The sequence below is a fragment of the Mycobacterium sp. genome, assembly GCF_032162105.1.
Classification (GTDB): Bacteria; Actinomycetota; Actinomycetes; order Mycobacteriales; family Mycobacteriaceae; genus Mycobacterium.
On record NZ_JAVRPS010000721.1, the window covers coordinates 1 to 3,602 of the forward strand.

Consider the following 3,602-nt stretch of genomic DNA (forward strand, 5'->3'; position numbering starts at 1 on the left):
GTCAAGCGGTCGATCCCGCCGATCATGATGACCGTGTACGGCTCGAGTGGCGACCACCCCGGGCAGCAGGTCCGTGACTTTCACCGCGACATCAAGGGCAACATGCCGGACGGTAGCCGCTACCACGCGCTGGACCCGGAGACGTACTACTGGGCGCACGCCACCTTCGTCGATCAGATCCTCTACTTCGCCGACACCTTCGTCAGACGGCTCAGCCGCGAGGAGAAGGAGCAGATCTACCTCGAGTCGAAGACGTGGTACCGCCGTTACGGCGTCAGCGATCGACCGATGCCGGCGGACTACGCCGAATTCGAACGCTACTGGGACCACATGATCGACGAGATCGTCGTCGCACATCCCACTGCAAAGTACGGCGTCGGTTACGTCACCAAGGGCTTCCCCCGTCCCAAGGGCGTGTCGCCGTTGGCCTGGCGGCTGGTGTCGCCGGTCTTCAATCTCGTCGCTGCGTTCCTCACCACCGGCGGGATGCCACCGCGGACCCGCGACCTGCTTGGCCTGCCGTGGAGTCCACGCAAGGAGAAGGCGTACCAGGCGTTCGCCGCGCTGTGGCGGACGCGGACGGTGAACTGGATGTGGGACCGTCTGCCAATGCGGTGGCGCTACAACACGTTTGCGCAGGAAGGCTATGCCCATTCCGGATAAGCCGGCCGACCCCACCACGGAGGCCATCCTCGACGCGGCGCTCGTCGAGTTCGAGCGCCACGGCTTTCACCGCGTTGCCCTCGACGACGTCGCGCGCCGTGCCGGTTTCAGTCGCACCACCATCTACCGGCGGTTCGCCAACCGCGACGAACTGGTGGGCGCGGTCATCGAGCGCGAGAACGTGGTGCTGTTCGCCGACATCGCCGAGGAGCTGAAGAACGCCGGTCCGAAGTCGAATTACTATGTCGAGGCGTTCACGCACTCGATTCTGATGTTCCGGCGCCATCGTGTGCTGAACCAATTGATGACTGACGAGCCGGCCCTCGTGCTGCAGTTGGCGCATCGCCACTACGGTGCCGGCATCGAGCGGATGGCCGAGGCGCTGCGGGTGATCTTCCCCGCGGGGTTCGCCGACCGGATCGGGGAGCAGGCCGTCAACGACCTGGCCGACACCATCCTGCGCTACGCGGCGATGGTGCTGCTGCTGCCCAGCGCTCAACCGCTGGACACCGCCGATGACATCAGGGACTTCGCCACCAGGCACTTCCTGCCCAGCCTGCCCGCCGCGCTACGCGCGGTCTCGGTGTAGGTGCTGTGCGCTGGTCCGGAAGTCGGACCGCTGCACGCCGGTCAGCATCTTGCGGTGTCTGGCGGGGGTCCAGGGCCAGAGTTCGGGTAGGCCCGCGTTGTCCAGATACCAGCTCTGACAACCGGTGACCCAGATGGTTCCTGGGAAGGCGGCTTTGAGCCGGTCGTAGTAGGCGTCGGTGGCTTCGTCGGTCGGTGCGACGCTCGAGAGACGTTCGTCGCGCATCCGCTTGATCCAGTTGACGATGTAGCCGGTCTGAGCTTCGGCGACCACGATCAGCGAGTGGTTGCCGATCGGGCTGTGTGGTCCCATCAAGGTGAACAGGTTCGGGAAGCCCGGTAGCGCGACGGTGCGGTAAGGCGCGCGGTCCGTCCGCCCAGGCCGCGTCGAGCGTGCGGCCGTCCTCGCCCGTGATGGTCATCGGCCGCATGTAGGCGTGGGCGTCGAAGCCAGTGGCGTAGACGATCACGTCCAATTGATGCAGAACACCGTCATCGGTGATGATTCTGCGCGGCTCGATTCGCTCGATGCCGGCGGTGATCACGTCGACGTCGCGGGGTCGAACGGGTCGAAACCCGCGCCGAGCGGGCCGCGGATCGGCTGCCGCCGCGGGTGGCGCATGGCCGTCACGGTGCCCTTGGCGATCGTCGCCACCGGGTGAGAGAAGACCCGCGTCATGTGGTTTCGTCCGCGAGAAGGACCTCGAACGCCTCCAGAAGCCGCGGCCGGGCGATCTTCCAGAGGGCGTCCGGTTCGGCCACCTCGGCGAAGCCCGGCATCGCGAGGCCGCGCATTGTCGCCAGGCCGACCATCACCCGTTCGGCGAAGCCGGGCCTCGCGACCAGCTCGGGAAACGTGTGGAGCATCCCGATGCCGATTCGCAGCGAGAAATCCTTCGTCACCCCCGCCATCGTCGCCCTCAGTTCGGCATCCGAACGTGCCGCCACCCAAAGCTCCAGTCCGGCGTCGAAGAGCGGGCCGCGATGGACCTCCCACAGGCGGTCGAGCAACTGCGTGATGCGCTCGCTGGGGTCGCCTTCGGTGGGGGCCTCGGCGATGAACTCGTCCGCCATTCGGTCGCCGAGGGTCTGCAGCGCGGCGGCCATCAGATCGGCCTTGCTCGCGAAGTGGTGCTGAAGGGCACCGACCGTCATTCCCGCGCGCTTGGCGATGTGCCGGGTGGAGGTGTTGGCATAGCCGTGCTCCACCAGGCAATCGATCGTCGCCGTAAGAACCTTGGCCCTCGTCACCGTCCGACGCTCGGCCTGCGTTCGACGCTCGGTGTGCACACTAGACATTTACATGTCATACGTATGGCATGTCAACGGTGCCGGGCCGTGTTTCGCACGTCTCGATTCGGGCAGCCGGTATGCATGACAAGCGAACAGCAATACACCGAACCCCGCACCGACGAGCACCACCAGGTCATCGACAAACCCGAAGAGCGGACACCCACCGAGATGCCTGAAGTCACCGACGAGCACAGGGCCAGGGCCAAGAAGATGGTCGACGACTACGACGAAGACCGCCCGACGGTCACGTTGCCCGGCACCGGCGGCACCGTCGCCGGCACCGCGATCAACGAGTGGCTCGACGACGGCGGCAACCCCAAGTTCTCCGCCATCTCCAAGGACGAAGGCTAGTGCCGCCGGTCGCCTAGGCTCGGTGGTCGTGACACCCCTCGAGCAGATCGCCCCCGCCTTCATCGAGATGGCCCATTCGATCGTGTGGGCGTCGGTTGCCACCGTCGACCGCGATGGACGCCCCCGCAGCCGCATCCTGCACCCGATCTGGGAGTGGGACGGGTTGGATCTGGTCGGGTGGATCGCCACGTCTCCGACGCCGATCAAGCACGAAGATCTCGCGATCCATCCCGACGTCGCGGCGAGCTATTGGACGACCAACCATGACACCTGCAGCGCCGACTGTTCGGCGCAGTGGTTCTTCGACGACGAGACCCGAATCGCGGTGTGGGACAAGTTCAAGAACGGTCCGGCACTGGTCGGCTACGACCCGGCGATCATCGAGCCCTGGAAGGACGGCCCCACCTCGGCTGCCTTCGCCGCACTGCGCCTGGCGCCCCGGCGGCTCAGGGTGATGCCCGGCACCGTGATGACGGAGGGCGAAGGCGAAGTGCTCCGCTGGAGGGCGGTGTAGGAGCCGGGATACCAGCAAATCTGTGGATCGTGCTAGGAAACCTCGCGATCGGACCACTTCCTCTTCCCTGCCGAGTGGCGCCTCTCACATCATGGGGTGCAGCCGGGCAAGGGGAGGCCATCAAATGCAGTCGACACAACAGGTCACGTGTGAAGGATCCCCACCGAGCACCGGCAGCCACGAGGCAGTCCTG

The 3,602-nt window shown here is 66.0% G+C and carries 7 protein-coding genes; 4 read left to right on the forward strand and 3 right to left on the reverse strand.

Annotated elements, in window-relative coordinates:
* Both QOC69_RS36390 and QOC69_RS36395 read left to right on the forward strand, forming a co-directional pair.
* Positions 1 to 663 (forward strand): oxygenase MpaB family protein (locus QOC69_RS36390; RefSeq protein ID WP_526447747.1); only part of this gene is annotated, 663 nt, incomplete at its 5' end.
* Complete coding sequence (locus QOC69_RS36395) at positions 647 to 1,252, forward strand: TetR/AcrR family transcriptional regulator (RefSeq protein ID WP_526447749.1); 606 nt, start codon at positions 647 to 649, stop codon at positions 1,250 to 1,252. The genes QOC69_RS36390 and QOC69_RS36395, both read left to right, overlap by 17 nt.
* On the opposite strand, the gene QOC69_RS36400 is transcribed toward QOC69_RS36395, so the two are convergent.
* From QOC69_RS36400 to QOC69_RS36410, 3 genes are all read right to left on the reverse strand, one after another.
* Positions 1,232 to 1,567 (reverse strand): hypothetical protein, encoded by a 336-nt coding sequence (locus QOC69_RS36400; RefSeq protein WP_526447751.1) that lies wholly within the window; start codon positions 1,565 to 1,567, stop codon positions 1,232 to 1,234. The two genes, QOC69_RS36395 and QOC69_RS36400, sit on opposite strands and share 21 nt — an antisense overlap.
* 225 nt (positions 1,568 to 1,792) lie before the next feature.
* Positions 1,793 to 1,930 carry a hypothetical protein gene (locus QOC69_RS36405; protein WP_526447753.1) on the reverse strand — a complete coding sequence of 46 codons (138 nt, stop codon included), beginning with the start codon at positions 1,928 to 1,930 and terminating at the stop codon, positions 1,793 to 1,795.
* Entirely contained in the window at positions 1,927 to 2,502 is a 576-nt protein-coding gene (locus QOC69_RS36410; protein ID WP_526447755.1) for a TetR/AcrR family transcriptional regulator, read from the reverse strand. Before QOC69_RS36410 ends, QOC69_RS36405 begins: the two co-directional genes overlap by 4 nt.
* A gap of 123 nt (positions 2,503 to 2,625) precedes the next feature.
* On the opposite strand from QOC69_RS36410, the gene QOC69_RS36415 reads away from it, so the two are divergent.
* Both QOC69_RS36415 and QOC69_RS36420 read left to right on the forward strand, forming a co-directional pair.
* Positions 2,626 to 2,895 carry a hypothetical protein gene (locus tag QOC69_RS36415; protein WP_526447757.1) on the forward strand — a complete coding sequence of 90 codons (270 nt, stop codon included), beginning with the start codon at positions 2,626 to 2,628 and terminating at the stop codon, positions 2,893 to 2,895.
* 28 nt (positions 2,896 to 2,923) lie between these two features.
* Positions 2,924 to 3,409: a pyridoxamine 5'-phosphate oxidase family protein gene (locus QOC69_RS36420; protein WP_526447759.1), complete on the forward strand. Its 486-nt coding sequence runs from the start codon at positions 2,924 to 2,926 to the stop codon at positions 3,407 to 3,409.
* The last annotated feature ends 193 nt before the right edge of the window (positions 3,410 to 3,602 follow it).

Excerpts from the sequence above, each read along its gene's own strand:
- QOC69_RS36415 (WP_526447757.1), top strand. The coding sequence starts at position 2,626 with ATGACAAGCGAACAGCAATACACCGAACCCCGCACCGACGAGCACCAC.
- QOC69_RS36395 (WP_526447749.1), top strand. The coding sequence starts at position 647 with ATGCCCATTCCGGATAAGCCGGCCGACCCCACCACGGAGGCCATCCTC.
- QOC69_RS36405 (WP_526447753.1), bottom strand. The coding sequence starts at position 1,930 with ATGACGCGGGTCTTCTCTCACCCGGTGGCGACGATCGCCAAGGGCACC.